Source organism: Acinetobacter sp. P37, assembly GCF_057480965.1.
Genome location: NZ_JBLIYY010000004.1, coordinates 236,816 through 252,874, shown reverse-complemented (window position 1 = coordinate 252,874; position 16,059 = coordinate 236,816). Strand labels below are relative to the sequence as shown.

18 protein-coding genes, 1 tRNA gene and 1 pseudogene are annotated in these 16,059 nt (G+C 38.6%); 7 read left to right on the top strand and 13 right to left on the bottom strand.

Annotated features, from left to right (window positions below):
* The coding region (locus AC25JC_RS05705; RefSeq protein ID WP_486923633.1) for a thioredoxin family protein at positions 1 to 715 on the bottom strand (715 nt) is incomplete at its 3' end.
* Positions 716 to 1,147: 432 nt separating this feature from the next.
* Here AC25JC_RS05705 and AC25JC_RS05700 point away from each other — a divergent pair.
* Positions 1,148 to 1,411: a thioredoxin domain-containing protein gene (locus tag AC25JC_RS05700; protein WP_486923632.1), complete on the top strand. Its 264-nt coding sequence runs from the start codon at positions 1,148 to 1,150 to the stop codon at positions 1,409 to 1,411.
* 1 nt (position 1,412) lies between these two features.
* Here AC25JC_RS05700 and AC25JC_RS05695 read toward each other — a convergent pair whose 3' ends face one another.
* Both AC25JC_RS05695 and AC25JC_RS05690 read right to left on the bottom strand, forming a co-directional pair.
* Positions 1,413 to 1,883: a transposase family protein gene (locus AC25JC_RS05695; RefSeq protein WP_078193350.1), complete on the bottom strand. Its 471-nt coding sequence runs from the start codon at positions 1,881 to 1,883 to the stop codon at positions 1,413 to 1,415.
* Positions 1,831 to 2,226, bottom strand: a complete 396-nt coding sequence (locus AC25JC_RS05690; RefSeq protein WP_486923631.1) for a transposase family protein — start codon at positions 2,224 to 2,226, stop codon at positions 1,831 to 1,833. The genes AC25JC_RS05695 and AC25JC_RS05690 overlap by 53 nt, the downstream gene beginning before the upstream one ends.
* A 98-nt stretch (positions 2,227 to 2,324) precedes the next feature.
* Here AC25JC_RS05690 and AC25JC_RS05685 point away from each other — a divergent pair, with 98 nt between their 5' ends.
* Complete coding sequence (locus tag AC25JC_RS05685; RefSeq protein WP_486923630.1) at positions 2,325 to 2,675, top strand: DsbA family protein; 351 nt, start codon at positions 2,325 to 2,327, stop codon at positions 2,673 to 2,675.
* Between the two features lie 85 nt (positions 2,676 to 2,760).
* Here the strand turns inward: AC25JC_RS05685 and AC25JC_RS05680 are convergent, their stop codons facing one another.
* From AC25JC_RS05680 to AC25JC_RS05670, 3 genes are read right to left on the bottom strand one after another with little or no spacing between them, the layout of a single operon-like run.
* Positions 2,761 to 3,681, bottom strand: a complete 921-nt coding sequence (locus AC25JC_RS05680; protein WP_486923637.1) for a hypothetical protein — start codon at positions 3,679 to 3,681, stop codon at positions 2,761 to 2,763.
* A 41-nt stretch (positions 3,682 to 3,722) separates the two neighbouring features.
* Complete coding sequence (locus AC25JC_RS05675) at positions 3,723 to 4,853, bottom strand: toxic anion resistance protein (RefSeq protein ID WP_486923629.1); 1,131 nt, start codon at positions 4,851 to 4,853, stop codon at positions 3,723 to 3,725.
* Positions 4,854 to 4,869: 16 nt separating this feature from the next.
* Positions 4,870 to 5,661, bottom strand: coding sequence for a tellurium resistance protein (locus AC25JC_RS05670; protein ID WP_486923628.1), 792 nt, complete (start codon positions 5,659 to 5,661; stop codon positions 4,870 to 4,872).
* A gap of 327 nt (positions 5,662 to 5,988) precedes the next feature.
* On the opposite strand from AC25JC_RS05670, the gene AC25JC_RS05665 reads away from it, so the two are divergent.
* Entirely contained in the window at positions 5,989 to 6,477 is a 489-nt protein-coding gene (locus AC25JC_RS05665) for a TIGR00645 family protein (protein ID WP_078189122.1), read from the top strand.
* Positions 6,478 to 6,537: 60 nt separating this feature from the next.
* On the opposite strand, the gene AC25JC_RS05660 is transcribed toward AC25JC_RS05665, so the two are convergent.
* The 5 genes and pseudogenes from AC25JC_RS05660 to AC25JC_RS05640 all read right to left on the bottom strand — a co-directional run bounded on the left by AC25JC_RS05660 (position 6,538) and on the right by AC25JC_RS05640 (position 11,766).
* A complete protein-coding gene (locus AC25JC_RS05660; protein WP_486923627.1) occupies positions 6,538 to 7,242 on the bottom strand; it encodes a Crp/Fnr family transcriptional regulator in 705 nt (234 codons plus the stop codon).
* 117 nt (positions 7,243 to 7,359) lie between these two features.
* Entirely contained in the window at positions 7,360 to 8,322 is a 963-nt protein-coding gene (locus AC25JC_RS05655; protein ID WP_180178040.1) for a TauD/TfdA dioxygenase family protein, read from the bottom strand.
* Positions 8,323 to 8,569: 247 nt separating this feature from the next.
* Entirely contained in the window at positions 8,570 to 8,974 is a 405-nt protein-coding gene (gene rnk, locus AC25JC_RS05650; protein WP_078192900.1) for a nucleoside diphosphate kinase regulator, read from the bottom strand.
* 160 nt (positions 8,975 to 9,134) lie between these two features.
* Positions 9,135 to 10,388: a serine hydroxymethyltransferase gene (gene glyA, locus AC25JC_RS05645; protein ID WP_486923626.1), complete on the bottom strand. Its 1,254-nt coding sequence runs from the start codon at positions 10,386 to 10,388 to the stop codon at positions 9,135 to 9,137.
* Between the two features lie 155 nt (positions 10,389 to 10,543).
* Positions 10,544 to 11,766 (bottom strand): annotated as a pseudogene (locus AC25JC_RS05640) (alpha/beta hydrolase).
* 624 nt (positions 11,767 to 12,390) lie between these two features.
* Here AC25JC_RS05640 and AC25JC_RS05635 point away from each other — a divergent pair.
* The 4 genes from AC25JC_RS05635 to AC25JC_RS05620 all read left to right on the top strand — a co-directional run bounded on the left by AC25JC_RS05635 (position 12,391) and on the right by AC25JC_RS05620 (position 14,958).
* Positions 12,391 to 13,089: a 3'-5' exonuclease gene (locus AC25JC_RS05635; RefSeq protein WP_180004204.1), complete on the top strand. Its 699-nt coding sequence runs from the start codon at positions 12,391 to 12,393 to the stop codon at positions 13,087 to 13,089.
* Positions 13,090 to 13,177: 88 nt separating this feature from the next.
* Complete coding sequence (locus tag AC25JC_RS05630) at positions 13,178 to 13,924, top strand: hypothetical protein (protein WP_180115345.1); 747 nt, start codon at positions 13,178 to 13,180, stop codon at positions 13,922 to 13,924.
* A gap of 217 nt (positions 13,925 to 14,141) precedes the next feature.
* Positions 14,142 to 14,498 carry a hypothetical protein gene (locus AC25JC_RS05625; protein ID WP_180115346.1) on the top strand — a complete coding sequence of 119 codons (357 nt, stop codon included), beginning with the start codon at positions 14,142 to 14,144 and terminating at the stop codon, positions 14,496 to 14,498.
* A gap of 166 nt (positions 14,499 to 14,664) precedes the next feature.
* A complete protein-coding gene (locus tag AC25JC_RS05620; RefSeq protein ID WP_486923625.1) occupies positions 14,665 to 14,958 on the top strand; it encodes a hypothetical protein in 294 nt (97 codons plus the stop codon).
* 59 nt (positions 14,959 to 15,017) lie between these two features.
* Here AC25JC_RS05620 and AC25JC_RS05615 read toward each other — a convergent pair whose 3' ends face one another.
* Together AC25JC_RS05615 and AC25JC_RS05610 are read right to left on the bottom strand one after the other, a co-directional pair.
* On the bottom strand, positions 15,018 to 15,230 hold the full coding sequence (locus AC25JC_RS05615; RefSeq protein WP_078189132.1) for a hypothetical protein: 213 nt from the start codon (positions 15,228 to 15,230) through the stop codon (positions 15,018 to 15,020).
* Between the two features lie 703 nt (positions 15,231 to 15,933).
* Positions 15,934 to 16,023: transfer RNA gene (locus AC25JC_RS05610), tRNA-Ser, on the bottom strand.
* Between the last annotated feature and the right edge of the window lie 36 nt (positions 16,024 to 16,059).

Sequence of the window (16,059 nt, the reverse complement as noted above, 5' to 3'; positions counted from 1 at the left end):
TACCGGTTTTAATACCTTTACGTGCAGCATAGATTGCAGAAGTATTACCTGCAGGGCCACCACCAATCACAAGGACATCAAAGGCTTCTTTGGCATTTAGCTTTTCAGCATCTTTTGCAGCAGAGTTGGTGTCTAATTTAGCAATGATTTCTTCCAAAGTCATACGACCTTGACCGATGTGATTGCCGTCTTGGAATACCATTGGTACAGCCATGATTTTGCGTTCTTCCACTTCGTCTTGGAAGAATGCACCATCAATCATGGTTGCAGTTGTACCCGGGTTGTAAATTGCGATCAAGTTAAGTGCTTGAACCACATCAGGACAGTTATGGCAGCTTAAAGATACAAACACATCAAAGTCAGTTTTAAGACCTAGACCTTTGATGGTATTCAGTACTTCGTCAGAAACTTTCGGTGCATAACCTGAAGTTTGTAGCAAAGCTAGAATCAAGGACGTGAACTCATGGCCCATCGGTAGACCTGCGAAGAATACGCGTGGAGTTTCACCTGCTTTTGCAATACCAAAGCTTGGCGCACGGCTGTTGTTACCGTCAAAACGTGCAGTCACTAAATCAGATAAAGCGGCAACTTCAGTTACCAATTCTTTAATTTTGTCTGATTTGTCCGTGCCGTTTAAAGTCGCGACGATTTCAATCGGGCCTTCAAGGCGTTCAAGTAAGGTTTTTAATTGAGCAGAAGTATTTTGATCTAACATTGCTAACGTCTCCAGAGGAGTAAATTTATTTGATGAGAGAATGATAGAACAAACCATTAAATAGGTGAAACGGTTTGTTTTTATAAAATTAATCGGTTTTACAAATCAAATGATTAAATTTCTTTCTAAATCATAAATATATGGTCGCATATTAACATTAAAATGATTTATTCATACACATATATCATGACAAATTCCTCATTTTTTTCTTTTTTAGTGAAATTACACCAAGCCTATGCAAGACATACGCACGACCTGATCAATTACAAAACCCTTATAAAGCTTTAAGTTTAATTTCAGCAAGTCGGCTTTAAATCAAATGAAATATCAGATGATTTGACTGCTTATGAGTTCTATCAATAAAGCCGCAATCAATCCCTTGTATCAATCAGCCATCGATCTACAAGTATAAAATCAACAGTGAGCAGAATAATGAAAATTGAATTTGTCTTTGATATTGTTTATCCCATGAGTTATGTCGCATTTCAAAAGTTAAAACAAAACTGGAATGAACATACAGCAACCCGTGTAGAGCTATTGCCGATTCAACGCGTTCCAGAAATTCCTGAACAAGGCTTAGATGTGCTGCAGTATTTAACCAATAAGTATGGCGCAAGTGCAGCAAAGCGAAAACTCGAAATGACAAAATTTGCCGCTTATAGCGAAGATGTGATTGTCAATAGACTTCTTTCATAATTCATTTTTTGCTCAGCTCTAAATTATAGATTCCCGCAATTAAATTGAATCTTAAGCCCAGTCTTTTTCCTCGATTACGATATCGCTCGGCAAGGATTTTGAAAGTTTTTAAACTACCAAATACATGCTCAACCCCAATTCTTCTTTTGTTGATTTCTTGATTATAGATTTTTAGTTCAGGATCCAATTTACAGCGCTTTTTTGCTTTTAATGGCAACAAGCTATTTGGATACATTGCATAAATCCCTTGATAGCCTTTATCTGCAAGGATAAAGGCACCTGCCGGAATCTGATGTAAGTTTCGTTTGAAGAGTTCGAAATCATGTACAGCACCACGATCAGTGCATAAACTCAGAATTTGCTGAGTTCTATAATGAATGATGGCCTGGACTTTGAAAGTATGTGCCTTCTTTTTGCCACTATAGCTTTTCTTCTGTTTTTTTAGGTCTTTGTATTGGAATTTCTGTGGCATCAACAATCACCACGTTCCAGTCGATGCCTTCGCCCTCAGGCAAATGCTTCGGTAAATTAAATAAATTGGACTTGATCAGGCAGTCCTCTACATGACGGACAATTCTTGAAGCAGTCGGCTCTGACACACCATAACTTGTTGCAACATGGAACAAGGTTCGGTATTCGCGCCAATAACTTAAGCACAGAAGGATTGGATCTTCTATGCTCAATTTAGTTGGTCTACCTTTAGCAGGAACATGCATTTTCAGTTGTTCAACCATTAAATCAAAGGTTGACCATGATATGCCGGTGTATCGCTTAAACTGTGTTTCAGAAAGCTTCTTTGAATCGATATATTTCATCCGCAGATTATGCATGAATATTTAAAATTCTTCGGTACAAATAATCAGCAAGAGACTGTTCGTTTTTTGATTTATGAAAGAGGCTTAATATTGAGTACATGAAACGTATGCCAAACAGTCAACTGGCTCATCAAGCTATATTGGCCTTGGACAATATTCTGGATCAATATGCCCTGACTCAAGCCCTATTCCATGCATTATTTGCACACGGTCAAAATATTGCTGAAATTCACGTTTTAAAAAGCATTATTGAAGGCATTGGTTTAGATGGCTCGAAAGTACTGCGCTCAATTCAACATAAAGATATTGCAGACCGCCAGCATGAAATTACACAGTATGTAAAATCAAAGGGACAGCACCCGATTCCTTTTTACCTTGTGGATGGTGAAGTGAATGATCAGACTTTTTCTACACAGGAACTTCGACAACTTTTTCATCGCGCAAGTTAATCTACCCAACATCAAAAATCCCCATACAATGTGATGGGGATTTTTATTCTGAGCAATGCAATGATCTAAAAAGAAAATAGGCCTATTAATGAAGTCCCTGCTCAATTCGATTAATCCGTGATTTGAACTGCTGAGAAAGCAGATACAAAATTAAGCTCAAAACCAGCGTGAGTACCATCACGGCGATCAAAACCCAACGTACAACAACTTCTACTACATTGGCTTGCTGAACTTGTTTTTCCACGCTTTGCGCCATCGGTGTCATGGTTTTATCAAATAGCTGATTTTGCATCGCCCAGAGCTGTTCAGGCTGAAAACCGTATTCACGGAATTTTGCTGGATTTTGTTGCTCGGCATTGATTAAGGATTGCACCAAAGGAATTGCTGTCGCACGATCTACAGGCTTATGCATCAAAGCAGCTTGTGCAAGTAAATAGGCTTGCACGGGTTTTGCCAATTGTGCATCTTCCATCTCGAAAGCCAGCTGGCTTTCTTGAATATTTTTTTCATAATGTACCAATTTTTGATCTGCTGCACGGTCATCATGATTAAGGTCATATTGCACATAAGTTAAGCCTGACCAAAGCATAATAAACGATAAAATCCAGCCTACAAATTTCAATACAAAAGATTGGAAGCGAATTCTAAAAAATTGAAATTTCTTTAGAAATCCAACCAAGAAAAATGCGCCAATAAATGAAACGATGAGTTTGAGAAATAACCAACCAATAAAGGATAAAAAATTTGAAAAATAGTCGGAGGACTCACCGAGTTGATATGCCAAATCACCTGCACTGACGGGAATATGCAGTTGCTGTACGCTAGAACTTAGGCCAAAAAAGCTATAAACCATATCATGCTGAATAAACAACATCACAGCTGAAACGATCAGCACAGAAACACTGGTTAAAGTCAATAACGTCAAATTGCGTTGACGCTTCTTAATGGTTTGAAGCCCTGTTTCCAGTTGCTGCGGATTTAGCGCATATTCATCAATGGGAGGCAAAGACATACTCCTTCAGATTGTATTTTCACCTCCCTCACAGCTTATGAAGAAGGGTTTGAACCACTCGATTCAATTACTAAATGATTCAAATTGTTTTGTAAGGCACGAATACGTGTCGTTGCTTCTTCACGCTTTTGTACGCCTTCTTTCTGAATTTGAATCACATCATTAACGGTTTTAATGAGGGTATTTTGCACATGTTCAAGTGTGTCAATATCAATCACTGAACGCTGATTGGCTTTCGCAGTATCGACAGAGTTTTGATGTAACAAATCTGCATTGCGTTTTAGCAGGTCATTGGTCGCATCATCAATGCTATTTGCCAATTGCACGCTGTTCTTTTGTTCTTGCAATGAAATCGCCAAGCTAATTTGGTTTTTCCATGCCGGTAAGGTGATATTTTTAATAGCATAAAATTTATCAACCAACATCAAATTATTGGATTGAATAATGCGAATCATCGGCAAGGTCTGCATCGCAGACTGTTGCAAGATCTGTAAATCACTCACACGTTTTTCAAGATTATTTGCCAAATGATTGAGGTCATAGATTTTTTGCGTAGTGGTTTGATCTTGAACTTGAGTAGTTAAGCTTGCAATTTCCTGTTGAATTTCTTGCTCTTTCAACTTACCTGCGGCGATATACACCCCTAATTGTTTATATTCGTCTTGCACGCCTTCAAACATTTTATCTAAGGTATTTACACGCGTTTTTAAGCCATTTTGCGAAGTTTCAATTTCTTTAACCAACGCATCAATTTGCTCTTTGGTGGTATTAAAGTGCTGATCAAAACTTTGCTTGGCACCTTTAAATTTACTCAGTAAACCACCAAAAAATCCTGAGCTTTTAGATTTATTTAAAATGCTCGTGGTATTCAATTGCTGTGCGACTTGTACCACCTGATTGAGCTTTTGACCTGTCGCATCTAGATCTTTATTTTGCACCAAATTTAATAATTCATCGGTATAGGTCGACGTCTTGGTGGCAATGTTTTTACCGTATTCGGCAACACTATTATGACTTAAATCTGCCAATTCCTTACGTGCAGCTTCGACTTCGTGAAAATCTGAAGTTTGTAAGCCAATTTCCTGCAAATTGAGTTGCTGAAACTTTTCTTCAGTCAACTCTTTGCTTACTTCAACGGGTAAATTTTTGGCATCTAAATCGGTCATAACTCACCTTATATTTCTAAGACTTAGAGGAATTCTCTAGTGATTTTTTTAAAGTTTTAATCAAATTTTCACGGCTATTATTAAGCTTTTCCAATGAACTTGTCGAGTTACTTTGACGACTTTGTTTCACATGATATTGCCATGCTGGAATCAACACCTGCTGAGCTTCCTTATATCGATCTAATAATTCAAAAGAAAGCTGCTGAGAAAGCTGCATTTGCGTAATCGCAATATCATTACTGGCTTGTAAGGTTTGCAACGTATTCACCTTTTTCGATAAACGTTCTGCAAAGTTGTCAAGCGGATGCTGATTTTTCACAAACTGTGGGTATTCCACCAAGAACTCTTCAGCCGCGACGATATAGCGCGCCATTTGCTCACGTAAGCCTTGTAGTTGATTAAAACGTGCTTGGGACTTTTGAATTTCTAACTGTAATTTTTGGCTCAGATGATTTGCCCGATCAAGTAATTGATCCAGATTTTTATAATATTCAACTTGTCCTGAACCATATTCCAAATCGATGCCTAACCATTTTTGCAAGGCATTAAATTTGCGTGTTTTTAAATATTTTTTTGAATTGGCTAGAGCTTGAATCAACTGTTCAATAGTTTGACTAAGTTGTTTCGTCAATTGAGGGTCAACACCGTCTAGCAGCACCGACTGTGCTTGAATTAATTGATCTGCATAATGATTTAGACGATATTGATCGGTCAGTAATGGCACAAGGTCATTCCGCTTAATCGAAAGCACTTCCGCCCGATCTACCGTAATATCCTTTAACGGCACCAATACATCAATTTGTGACATAGCCAATTAAACTCAATAAAATCATTTTTATACTACAAGTTTTGCCATAAAAGTCTTGTAGTATTTTGCAAAAAATACATCTATTTCATCGGTCAAATTTCGTTATTAAATTCAACCGTTGCATATAGAACCGCCTAAGCAGCCATACGGCATCATTTCAATGGAGATGATGACCTACACAGATGAATTCAAGCTTAAGATACTCAAAGATTCAATCTAGATTTAAATTAAACAACTGACTCTACATGAATTATTATCAAAATTATCGTAAAATTTAATTCATATACTTTAGAACCAAATATTAGATCAATAATTTTAGAGGCTTAAATGGAACGTTTTTTCCATAACACAATGTATGCTGCACGTTGGATTCTGGCTCCCGTGTACTTTGGTTTATCCTTTGCACTGCTACTGCTCGCGATTAAATTTTTCCAGGAAGTCATTCATGTCCTTCCGCATATTTTAGAATATTCAGAAGCTGACCTGATTTTAGTCATTCTCTCTTTGGTCGATATGACTATGGTGGGCGGACTGATTGTGATGGTGATGTTTTCAGGCTATGAAAACTTTGTTTCGCAATTAAAAATTAATGAATCGACCAATCGCTTGAACTGGCTCGGCACCATGGATGCCAATTCATTAAAACTCAAAGTTGCAGCATCAATCGTGGCAATTTCTTCGATTCATTTATTACGCATTTTTATGGATGCGAAAAACATCCCCAATGACAAAATCATGTGGTACATCATCATGCATTTAACCTTTGTTTTTTCTGCTTTTATGATGGGTTATTTGGATAAAATCAGTAAGCACTAATCTATGTAAGATCAATGAAGCCATTTGCGATTATGGCTTCTCGTCAAATTTTAAATCCAGTTATTCATCAAGTTCACTCATTCGCCTTAAACGATCAAGATCCAAGATCACGATTTGTCCATAATTCCACGCGATCACTTGTGTTTGGACAAATTGCTGCAGATGTTTATTCAACGTTTGGCGTGAAATATTAAAAGACTCTGCAAATTCATGCTGACTGAGTTTCAGGGGAATTTCCTGCCGACATCCATATTGCTCATAGAGTCGAATCAAATGTCTAGCAATACGCTGCTCTAGCGTTGCCGTTCGCAAATAACGATTATGCTCAAACATCAAATACATGCGTCGACTGAGAGATTGCACGACATTCCAAAGCGCCTTCGGATCACGCTGTAAAACTGCTAAAAACCTTGTTCCAGAAATGATTGCCACCTCGACGTGTGTCGCAGCAAAATAATCATAATTCAAAGGCTTTTGTTGTAAGAGTGCGACAAAATTAAATACCGACTGGCGACGGATATAGTCATTTACAATCAATTCACCATTATTTTGCAACCAACCAATTTGTAGCGTACCTGAAAGCAAAATATAAATATCTTGCACGATTTGTTGTTGTTTTAAGATGTGCTGCTGCGAATGAAATCGTGAATATTTCACCTGTTGCACAAGCTGTTCTAAAGTCTGATCGCTAAAGCCCTGAAAGATGTCTTCATTACGCAAAATTTGCAACAAATGCTGTTGGGCTGTGTTCTTTTGATCGCTCACGTCTATAAAAAAATGCCTAAGATCTCATTGATCTTAGGCAAGTGCTGAAAAATGTAAAACCATTGTTTTTCGCATTATTTATCTGTTTTTATGCTGTTTTAAATGACGCTCTAATACTTAAGATGCTTTCTCATAAATACGGCCTGCTTCAGAACGCAAGTTTGAAATGTCGGTGTTTTGAATATTTTTCAGTACAGTACTCGGCTGACCATTTACATCGACAGGCACATCGCCCTCGATAGTGACACGTGAGGCGATACGTAGCTCATCGCCATAGTCATTGATGGCACGGTGCTGCGTCGCACGATTGTCCCAAATCGCAACATCACCTACCGCCCAGCGCCAACGCACAACATTTTCCCATTGCACGATTTGCTCTTGAAACAGTTCAAATAAACGACGTGACTGTGCCGGACTATATCCACTGAAGCGTTTAAAGAAGTGACCCAAAACCAAACTTTTTTCACCTGTTTCAGGATGTACACGCACCAAAGGATGCTCAGTTTCCACTTCTACCGCGGTACGGAATAAATGGCGACCTTCTTCATTGTACTGACCTTTCGGCGCCGCATAGTCATAACTATTACTATGCACCGCGCGTAATTGTTCCGCCAACTTTTGCAGCTCAGGACTTAAATCTTCATAAGCGGTCACGGTATTGGCCCAAACCGTATCGCCACCATGTTCAGGTGCAACTACATTTCTTAAAATTGTGGCTTTAGGATAATTGGGCAAAAACGTAATATCGGTATGCCACGAATCTGCGCGCCCACCACGTGAGTCAATTGACAAAGTATGTGCTGTACCATCTTTGAGTGGCACACTTGGGTGATTCAACGGATTACCTAAAAGTCGTGCAAAGGCTTCTTGTTCTAGATCTGTGAGATCTTGCTGTCCACGCACAAATACAACTTTATATTTTAATAGTGCATGATTAAATTCATCGACCACGCTTTTGTCTAAATTTCCAGACAACTGAATGCCAGAAATTTCGGCACCAATACGACCGGTTACAGGTTTTACTTCAATATGCTGATATTGATAGTCTGGATTGTAATGATTCGATTCTAATTGTGTCATAGGGCTCTACCTTATTCTTCAAATTATTAAGCAACGATGGTGTTGTTGAAATAAAGTGTGCCGACTTCGTGCCCATGACTCTGTCAATTATTTGACAGTTTTCCCAAGTTAAACTGCTATGGTTGTAATGAAATCTGCTTAACAACATTTGCACATTTCATATCTAAAAATGCAATAAAGAAAAAATAAAAAAGCCATCGGTATCGATGGCTTTGTGTGCGGATTTTATCTGTATATCACAGCGGAATTATAGATAATTCCCTTCACGCTCAGGTTGATAGAGCACTTTAATGATTTTGACTTTCATGGTATGACCATCAGGCTGCGGCCATTCTATTTCCTGCCCTTCAGCCAAACCTAAAATGGCAGCGCCCACTGGAGCCAAAACATTGACTTGACCTTTATCGCCACGAAAATCATGTGGATAGACCAGTGTAATTTCGGTTGCTTCTGTCGCAGGTGCAATGTTAATGAGAACTTTGGCATTCATACTCACCACATTGGCAGGGACATCTTGTGGAGCAACCACTTCAGCGCGCGCCATCTCATCTTCCAAATGCTCCATCGTCGGCGTCAGCTTAGACTGATGCTCCAACATGGTTTCTAAACGATGTAAATCTTGTTCTGAAAGAATAATATTGGGTTTTTTCATATAAAGTTCCTTTGCGACCTTGCCAACAGATCTATAGCGATGGGCAAATTTTTTGTTATCTCTTATTCCGTTATAACAGAAATATAAATGTTTAGATAACTTTTGAATTTTTCTGATGACATAAAAAAAGCCCCCTTGAGGGGGCTTTCTCAAGTCAGACTTATTTTGCGTAAACTGGGAATTTAGCGCAAACAGCAGCAACTTTTTCTTTCACTGTAGCAATCACAGCTTCGTCACCTTTGCTGTCTAGAACGTCAGCGATCCAGCCTGCAAGGTCACGTACTTCAGCTTCACCAAAACCACGTGTTGTTACAGCAGGAGTACCTATACGGATACCAGAAGTCACGAATGGAGAACGTGGATCGTTTGGTACTGAGTTTTTGTTCACAGTAATGTGAGCAGCACCTAACCAAGCATCGGCATCTTTACCAGTAATGTCTTGTTTAATTAAAGATAATAAGAACAAATGGTTCTTAGTACCGCCAGAAACAACATCATAACCACGTTCGATTAGAACTTCAGCCATTGCTTGCGCATTCTTAACAACTTGTTGTTGGTAAGCTTTATATTCAGGCGCCATTGCTTCTTTGAAGCAGATCGCTTTAGCCGCTACAGCGTGAACTAAAGGACCACCTTGATTACCAGGGAATACAGCTGATTGTAATTTTTTCTCGATTTCTTCATTTGCTTTCGCAAGAATTAAACCAGAACGTGGACCACGAAGTGTTTTATGTGTAGTCGTTGTAGTTACGTCAGCAATTTGTACTGGGCTTGGGTAAACACCAGCAGCAACAAGACCAGCTACGTGAGCCATATCTACGAATAAGTAAGCACCAACTTTGTCCGCGATATCTCGGAAACGTTGCCAATCAACAACTTGGCTATACGCAGAGAAACCAGCCACGATCATTTTTGGCTTGTGTTCTTCAGCTAAACGTTCAACTTCTGCATAGTCGATTTCGCCAGTTTCTGGGTTCAAACCGTATTGAATTGCGTTGTAAGTTTTACCAGAGAAGCTAACTTTAGCACCGTGAGTCAAGTGACCACCGTGAGCCAAGCTCATACCTAAAACTGTATCGCCTGGGTTAAGTAGCGCAAGGTAAACTGCAGAGTTTGCTTGTGAACCAGCGTGTGGTTGAACGTTTGCATAATCTGCACCAAACAATTCTTTAGCACGGTCAATGGCCAATTGTTCGATCACGTCTACATACTCGCAACCGCCGTAGTAGCGTTTACCAGGGTAGCCTTCTGCATATTTGTTAGTAAGTTTTGAACCTTGAGCTTCCATTACTGCAGGTGAACAGTAGTTTTCTGAAGCGATTAACTCAATGTGCGCTTCTTGGCGAGCATCTTCATTCGAGATCGCTTGAGCTAATTCAGGGTCAAATTGAGCAATAGAGGTGTTGGCAAACATTAGCGAGGTCCTATTAAATTAGGGCTTTTAAGCCGTGCTAAGATTGGCGCGTATTGTAGCATGAAGTTTTAGAAATGAGAGAGGGAAGTTTGTGCTGTTTTAAATAAATAATGCCCGTGTTGAATCTGCACGAGCACTATTTAAGTCAAATCAACTTATTGATTTGGCATGAGAGTCTCTACATCTTGCACAAAATTTGCCAGATTATCGGTATAAATACTAATATGATCTGCTGTCGCTTGCTCACGATAGTCAATCGATGTTCCCGGCTTAGCAAGGCTAATCATAAATTTAGTCGCGTCTGCTGGAATGGTCTGATCGGCTTTACCTTGATAAATGATGATCGGCGTTTTCACCGCTGTCGTTAAAGGCTGTGAACCTTCACTCATAAATTTTTGGATTGGCTTTAAAGTTAAGAAATCAGACTGCGTGCGTCCATAGTTATCCAAAGTCGTGTTCTGACTCGCATAACTGAGCATGTCATCTTGAATTAACTTGGTTAATTCACCTGAACACACTGTTTCAGCCTGAGGTGCAATCGCAGCCAAATGTCCACTAAATACTTTTGAATAATCCACACTGTTTTTATGCCCTTGCATACCCGCAATAATCTGCGCAGTAAAACTGTCTAAAGGTGCATAAATCATACTTTGCACGGTTGCAGGTTTACCTACAGCTAACTTCTCGCCTGCGTCAAGAATGAGCGCAAGATTATTTGCAGGTGCTATGGCAATCGTTCCCTTAAAATTTAAGTCAGCACGTGATGCGAATTCAGCCGCACCTAAACACGGCCTGACCACCTTGAGAATGTCCGATCGAAAGCCAATCCTTCGACACCGTTTTACCTTGACTGATTAAGTAACTTCGAGCAGCGACAACGGCATCGGTAATCGAAAAGGCTTCACTTTTTAGATTCAGATAAGGATGGTTTTCACGTCCACTAGGTTCCCCTACTCCCTCATAATCGGGTGCCACAACGACATAACCCTTTGCCAATAACATTTGCAATAAGTATTCATACCTTGCAAACCTTTTCGGCTCGGAGCGCATTTATCAGCCACACCTGTCGTTCCATGTGCCCAAGCCACAATTTTCCAACCACCTGCCGGAGCAACTGTTTTTGGGGTAAAGACTAAGGCTGTGGCTTGAACAACTTTGCCATCTACTCCTAGCATTTTATAGGTCATCAATCGGCTGTCTGCACTCACAGCAGGCATATTGTCTTGACTATAGGCTGTTGTAGTTACCACTGGATTTTTGATCTGATTGAGATCAGCGTTTGTTTCAGGATTACTAAATTGTTGGTCATTACTATCATTACCGCAGGCTGCTAAAATAGCGCACTGCTGACAAAAACCGTTAAACGCAGCATTTTCATTCCATGATCCTTTTGTTTGTTGTTTTAAAGTCAATTTTTCATTGAAGATGAATCATTAAATACATGGAACAAACTTTTGTTCAAGCCTAATTTTTAAGCAATTACTCTTATTTTAATTGATCAAATTAATATAGAACTAAAACTTTGTTTTAGCTCGATATGTATTAATAGCATTCAAATACATCAGCCACCCCGATCTCAGAAAAATGGCTGAACTTATATTTCTGATCATTGGATACAGATTGGGCTATTTTTCGGAGGTTAAAGCAAAATGTAAAATCAACAAAAATGCTGTACCCCCTGCCAACTACACAAACATATGCACAAAAGTAAAGCCGAAAAACCACCATGCCATTGATCGTGAACATACTCTAGTGCTTAATCCACTTAGCGACATTTTTGGATATCACGATGGACAAAAGCCTTTAAAATAAGTCGATTTAGAAGATGGTTTAGCTTTATCCCACTCTAAAGTTTTATTTCGGCAGATGCGATAAAAGCAGATTATTTAAACACTGCGCAGCCATCTTCATAATATTCCTACAAATAATCACAGCATGGGTTTGTCAGTGTGGATGTGATCATGTACATTCATAAACATTATTCAACATGCTGGAACTGGACATGCAAGCCATCATTCTCGACACAGAAACCCATACACTAAATGGACAACCCATCGAGATTGCCTATGCTCCAATTCAGGTGGCAGATGCCAAAATTACCCTAGATAAATCTAAAATTTTTGATCAACTTTATCGTTGTGATGAAGCAATTTCTTTTGCAGCAATGGCTGTACATCATATTTTAGAATCAGATCTTGAAGGTCAGCCCCACTACAGCAGTTTTGAACTCCCATCAGAGACGACATATATCATTGGGCATAATATCGACTACGATATTCGAGCGCTCGAAAAATGCGGTGTAGATAGTTCAAAAATCAAAGCCATTTGTACCCTTGCGCTAGCTCGTCGAGTATGGCCTGATGCAGAAGCGCATAATATTTCTGCCTTGATATATATGATCACCAAAGGCAGTGAAAAAGCCCGTGAAATGATCCGTAAAGCTCACCGCGCAGATATGGATATTATTTTAACTGCCAATATTTTGATGCATATTGTGCATCACTTAAAAATCAACAGCATCGAAGAATTATACGAAGCTTCGGAAGATGCTCGCATTCCACGCAGTATTAATTTTGGTAAACACCGTGGTACCGCAATTGCAGAATTACCTGCGGACTATGTGCAATGGCTATTACGTCAAGATGACTTAGACCCATATTTACGCAAAGCTTTAGAAAACTCTGCTGTCATTACTCTATAAATCATTGATTGTTTAATATTTTCTTAATATTACTGTCATTATCACTGCATAGGATTGCCTTAATTCTTTTGAGCTATGGAATTAAGGCATGTTCAACTATCAAAAAACTGAGCTGGGTTTTCAAACTTTAAAAGACCGACAGCTCGCATTAAATGCTAGACAACGTCGTCTGCTACTCTTAATCGGTAGTGATGACTTTAACCAAATGCCAGTGCATTATCAGCAGCGGATTGCTGAAGTGTCCTTGCTCGAGCAACTTATGGAACTTGGGCTGATTCAGCCAATTACAACACATGATCATCAACGCCTTCAAAAATCCGATTTTTCTGCTTTTAATACACCTAAAATAGCGCCTAGCAATACGTCCGATCTCAATAACCTTAGCCCTGCATCTGATCTCACAGCGCAAGAACATGTGACTTTTAATGAAGTTTCAATGCCTACGATGGAAGTTCCTCAGATTCATTCACAGTACGAACTGACGAACACCCTCCCAATGGATGCGATGGGCTCTACACCCCATCAACTCAAACAAGCCACACCTGAAACCACGACTACAAACACCTCTGTATTAGCAGAACAAATCATTGATTTCATCGAGCACGATTTTGATGAGTTACAGAATTTTATGTGCAGTTACTTACAGCGTTATTGTGGGCTGATGGCAAAAAAATTAATGCTTAATATTCAACAGGCCACGGACATTGCAGAATTAAAAGCCTGTCAGATGCAATGGATCACCTGTCTAAATGAATCCAATATTCAACCTAAACTCTTACAACATGCATTACAGCAAATTAATTACAGTCTAAAAAATCTGCAACAACTGGTTTAACTTAGAGACTTTTCCTCACTTCTCATTCAAAAAACAACTTAATGAGGTGAGTAATTCTTCACACATATCAATATAAGAAATTGAATTTTATTAACTTTATCGATTCACTTATTTCTTTTATGGTTTTAACTGCTGTTTTATACGACCTTCCCCTAATGTCAATCAACAGTAAAAAATCGCAAGAATTAAACCGACCTCCCAGCGTTTGAGCATGTCAATGTCACAACAATTTTGTTTAGAATTTGATTCTTTCGATAATCCAATGCAACTCAGCAAAATTGGCAATTGGGTATTTACCTTCTTAACCTCACAAGACGAATTGCCTAATGTTCAATTGGCCATTACCTATGTCATGCCACGAAAAATTAGTGATGAATTACAGCCTAGACGTGTGGTCATTCAAAATACAGCCATTGAAACGATTTGGCGTATAGAACAAGTCGAGTGCTTCAACAGCCAAACGAACCAAGAACTCACCTTTACAGCAGCTGAGCCACAAGCTCAATTGGTTTTAAGCAGTATCATTGAAGAATTTGCCCGTTATGATGTCCCGCTTGTATTCAAGCCTCTTTAATTTAAAGCGAATTCCAACTTATTTTTCATAAAGATTTATGCTGTCTCAATGATTTAACCAAAGTCACCTAGATAGACATTAAATGAAAAATAATCCATACAGATTATTATTGCTCAATTCATATACACTATTCTTGCTCAATAATTTTTGACCATGGATAATAACAATGAATTTAGCCAATTATTCTAATGATCAGGCACTCATCCTTTTCAACCTATATAGCAGCCTTGAACAATGTCTAGATGCGATTGGACATCTGCACCTTGGACCAAAACTAGTGCTGGCCGACCATGATGTATCGAAAGATCATATGATCGTGCAACGCTTTCAAGCTGGTGTTTTAACTCAAGAAATTCAAGTGCGTAAACAAGACGTTGAATTGTCTTCAAGCAATCCGATGACGCGATATCAGTTACTCTCTTATATTTTGAATCAATTTAAAGCAGATCAAACAGCTTAAAGTTCTATTTCTAAAAATAAAAAACTCACCATTAAGGTGAGTTTTTTTATTCATTCAATTTAAGCTTCTAAAAGCTTGTAAATACTGTCCGATTTTTGACTTTCAAAAAGTAGTTCTATACTGGGTAGGATGATTTCACCTGCAATAATGATATGTTCAATGCGATGAAACAGCGCTCTTGAATCTTCTTCTGAAGGATTACGCACCAAAGCTTGTGCTTCATAAACCTGACTAAATTGGTCCTTTACCTTTATGTCAATCATCTGTGTCATGGTAACGTCTCTACTTGTTTTAATAATTGCATTTTTTATATCACACCTTTACGCAACAACCTGCTTTGTAAATGTTAGATTTCATGGCAATGTAAAATTATTTTACTTTAGTAATTATATATCAACAACATAGGTTGACTATTTAATTATTGTTTGACAAAAGCACTATATTCTCAAATCTAAAATGGCATTAAAAAGCCCGCATCGCTGCGGGCTCTATGTTGGAAGGCTAGTGCTGATTTATTGTCTGCAATATCTTAAGACTAAAATATTACGAAACTCAACGAGCTGTCATTGATCCGTCCAACTTATTGATAGCGTCGTTTTATGACCTACCGTGATTTAAATATAGCACTTTCAATTCTCTTGCCAAGCCTTGCTAACACTTCAAAACAATTGATCAAATAAAATACAATTGATATTTTTTCAAAATAAGCGATCATAGCTCTGCCCAATGCTTGTGAAAGATTTAAATAAATAGGCCATTAAAAAATAAATTCAACACTATCAATCTATAAACATTCTTTTCTCTTACTTTTAATTCTACCTTAGACAACCCTTGTATTAATTTCTGACCTGAATTTTAAGTCTTATATTCATTTTTAACAGTCCTTAAAAAATACTAGTAAGTAAGGTTGCCGTCTCAAATTAAAATCTAAAACAAAAAAAAGCCCCTGTATCACTACAGGGGCTTTTTTGAATTTGGCGGAAGCGGTGAGATTCGAACTCACGGAGGACTCGCGCCCTCGTCGGTTTTCAAGACCGGTGCATTAAACCGCTCTGCCACGCTTCCATGTGCGCCATAATACGGAGGTTTTATTCATCTGAC